Origin of the sequence: Dietzia sp. B44 (genome assembly GCF_014145245.1) — a bacterium.
GTDB lineage: Bacteria > Actinomycetota > Actinomycetes > Mycobacteriales > Mycobacteriaceae > Dietzia > Dietzia natronolimnaea.
In genome coordinates, this window is record NZ_JAALEF010000189.1 from 1 (window position 1) to 3,376 (window position 3,376).

Annotated in this window: 3 protein-coding genes; 2 read left to right on the top strand and 1 reads right to left on the bottom strand. The window is 71.1% G+C overall.

What is annotated here, in order from left to right:
• Nucleotides 1–129 precede the first annotated feature (129 nt).
• Nucleotides 130–1,092, top strand: coding sequence for a glutaminase A (gene glsA / locus G6017_RS07090; protein WP_179524484.1), 963 nt, complete (start codon nt 130–132; stop codon nt 1,090–1,092).
• A 21-nt stretch (nt 1,093–1,113) separates the two neighbouring features.
• Nucleotides 1,114–2,733, top strand: a complete 1,620-nt coding sequence (gene lysS / locus G6017_RS07095) for a lysine--tRNA ligase (RefSeq protein WP_182616668.1) — start codon at nt 1,114–1,116, stop codon at nt 2,731–2,733.
• A gap of 31 nt (nt 2,734–2,764) precedes the next feature.
• Here lysS and G6017_RS07100 read toward each other — a convergent pair.
• Nucleotides 2,765–3,376 (bottom strand): DUF1801 domain-containing protein (locus G6017_RS07100; protein ID WP_182616670.1); only part of this gene is annotated, 612 nt, incomplete at its 5' end.

Below are 3,376 nucleotides of genomic sequence, written 5' to 3' on the forward strand. Positions count from 1 at the left end.
CGGGGGCGCTCGGCCTGCTCTCGGACGCCGAGCACCTGCTGCGCGAGCGATCCGCGATCTCGGCGCACTGAGCGCGGCACCACGCCCGACCGGGGGCGCGCGGGCACCGGCCCCGGTACGGTCGCGTCCATGACGGACCACATCTCGGCAGACCTTCTCCAGGGCATCCTCGACGAGGTCCGTGACGACTCCTCGGGCGAACTGGTCCCGCACCTCGGCGACTACGAACACCCGAACCCCGACGCCCTGGCGATGGCGGTGTGCGACCTCGAGGGCACCGTGACCTCGGCGGGGGACGACGACATCCGCTTCGATCTCCAATCCGCCTCCAAGCCCTTCGTGTACGCCCTGGCCCTGGACCAGAAGGGCGTGGACGAGGTGGCCAAGCGGATCGGTGTCGAACCCTCCGGGGACGCCTTCAACGAGATCTCCCTCGAGGCCGGGACCGGCCGGGCACCCAACGGTCTGGTCAACGCCGGGGCGTTGGCCGCCCACGCGCTCGTCGGGGACACCGACGACGACGAGGTCTCGCGCTTCGAGCACATCCGCGCACTGCTCTCCCGCCTCGTCGGCCGTGACGTGGAGGTCGACGAGGAGATCGCCGACATCGAGGCCAAGAGCGCACACCGCAACCAGGCGCTCGCGCACCTCCTCGCCGAGGAGGGCACCCTCGCGGACGACCCCCACGAGGTGGTGGCGGGGTACGGACGCCAGTGCGCGGTCCGCGTGGACGTCCGCGAACTCGCCCACATGGCCGCCATGTTCGCGAACGGCGGTCTGAAGCCCGGCAGCGACGAGCGGATCCTCGGGCGCAAGGCGGTCCGCTACGCCAACAGCGTGATGTTCACCTGCGGGATGTACGACGCGGCGGGCGACTGGGTCTACCAGGTCGGACTGCCCGCGAAGAGCGGGGTGTCGGGGTGTCTGTTCGCGGTGGTTCCCGGCAAGTTCGGGATCGCGGCCTACTCGCCGCGCCTGGACGAGCACGGCAACAGTGTCCGGGCGGCGGCCGCCATCGAGCAGCTGTCGGACCGGTTCGACCTCCACGTCCTCGACCACGTGCGCGGTGACGGGTTCGGCCCCGCCGCATAGGGACGACTATCCTCGGGAGTCGTGACCGACTCGACCCCCGCCGCGACCGAGCCCGCCGACGACACCCCCGAGCAGCTGCGTATCCGTCGCGACAAGCGGCAGCGCATCCTCGATTCCGGCGTCGACGCCTATCCGGTCGAGGTCCCCCGCACGCACGGGCTCGTCGAGATCGCCTCGGATCCGCGCTTCGTCGCCCTCGAGCCCGGGGAGGAGACCGACGTCCGGGTCTCCGTCGCGGGCCGCGTGCTGTTCGTCCGCAACACGGGCAAGCTCTGCTTCGTCCGACTCCAGGACGGCGTGAGCCCGGACGCCGACCTGTCGGTCCCGGCGACCGAGGGCGGGCCCGACTCGTTCGCCCCGCAGTTGCAGGCGATGCTCTCGTTGGCCAACGTGGGCGAGGAGCGGCTCGAGGCGTGGAAGCAGGACGTGGACCTCGGTGACCACGTCTCGGTGACCGGCCGCGTGGTGCGGTCCAGGCGCGGCGAGCTGTCCGTCATGGCCGACTCGTGGGTGCTGGCGGCCAAGTCGCTGCGTCCGTTGCCGGTGGCGCACAAGGAACTGAGCGAGGACACGCGCGTCCGTCAGCGCTACACCGACCTCATCATGCGCGACACGGCCCGGCGCAACGCGGTCACCCGCATCAAGGTCGTCCGGGCCCTGCGGGACGCCCTCGACAGGCGGGGGTTCCTGGAGGTGGAGACGCCGATGCTGCAGACGTTGCACGGCGGCGCCGCCGCCCGGCCGTTCGTCACGCACTCCAACGCCCTGGACCTGGACCTGTACCTGCGCATCGCCCCCGAGCTCTACCTCAAGCGATGCGTGGTGGGTGGCATCGAGCGGGTCTTCGAGATCAACCGCAACTTCCGGAACGAGGGCGTGGACTCCTCACACAGCCCCGAGTTCGCGATGCTCGAGACCTACCAGGCCTACGGGGACTACGACACGTCCGCCACGATGATCCGTGAGGTCATCCAGGAGGTCGCGCGCGAGGTGTTCGGCACCACCACCGTCACCCTCGCCGACGGCACGGAGTACGACCTGGGCGGGCAGTGGCGTGAGATGCGCATGTACCCCTCGCTCAACGAGGCCCTGCGCGCGCAGCACCCCGAGGTGGTGGGGAACACCGACGAGGACACCGTCACGGTCGACTCGACGGTCGAGGAACTCACGGAACTGGCCGGCGAGGTCGGGCTCGAGGTGCCCTCGGGCAGGGGCTGGCTGCACGGCAAGCTGGTCGAGGAGCTGTGGGAGCACCTGTGCGGTGACCAGCTCGAGGGGCCGGTGTTCGTCCGCGATTTCCCGGTGGAGACCTCCCCTCTGACCCGCGATCACCGCACGGATCGGGGGGTCACCGAGAAGTGGGACCTCTACGTCCGTGGGTTCGAGCTGGCGACCGGCTACTCGGAGCTCGTCGACCCGGTGATCCAGCGTCGCCGGTTCGAGGACCAGGCGCGGCTCGCCGCGGCCGGTGACGACGAGGCGATGGTGTTGGACGAGGACTTCCTGGCCGCGATGGAGCAGGGGATGCCGCCCACCACCGGGTTGGGTATGGGGATCGATCGTCTGCTCATGGCGCTCACCGGGCTGGGCATCAGGGAGACGATCCTGTTCCCGATAGTCAAGCCGCTACCGCGGGACTGACGCGACCGTCACCGGCGACGCTCTGGCTGCGTCAGTCCGGCTGCGCCCACGCCGCCGCCACGAGTTCGCGGAGCACGGGTTCCCGGATCCGGGCCAGGGTCGTCACGTAGAGGCACCCCGTGCCGGTCTTGTGCGGCCCCAGCGTCGCGAGCAACGCGTCGGCTCCCGGGGCTCCGAGCAGTCCGTAGAGGCTGATGGCGGCGGCGCGGGGACTGAAACCCACCCGGAGGGTGTCGCCCTCGCGGCCGCTGTCGTACACGTAGTGGTGCGTGCCGTAGCCCACGATCGACGAGCCCCACATGGACGGTGGTTCGCCGGTGACCTCGCCGAAGACCTCGAGCAGGCGCAGGCCGTCCTCCACCCGCCGGGCGGTGGGCAACCCCTCGATCCACTGCCGTGGGGAGCCCGGTGTCTCGAGGAACGCCGTGTTGTCGTTGCGGCCGGTGGCGCGGGGCCGCGAGAGCGGATCGGCGAGGGACAGCCCCGCCGCGGACAGTGCGTCGCGCAGCACGCCGAGCTGGGAGGGGCCGACCCCGTGCAGCGCCAGAACGTCCCTCTCGGGCGTTCCGTCCAACTGGCGGAGGTCGGTGATCCCGGCCGCGGCGAGGGCGCGGGACGCCGGCGCGGAGAGCCGGGGGAGGGG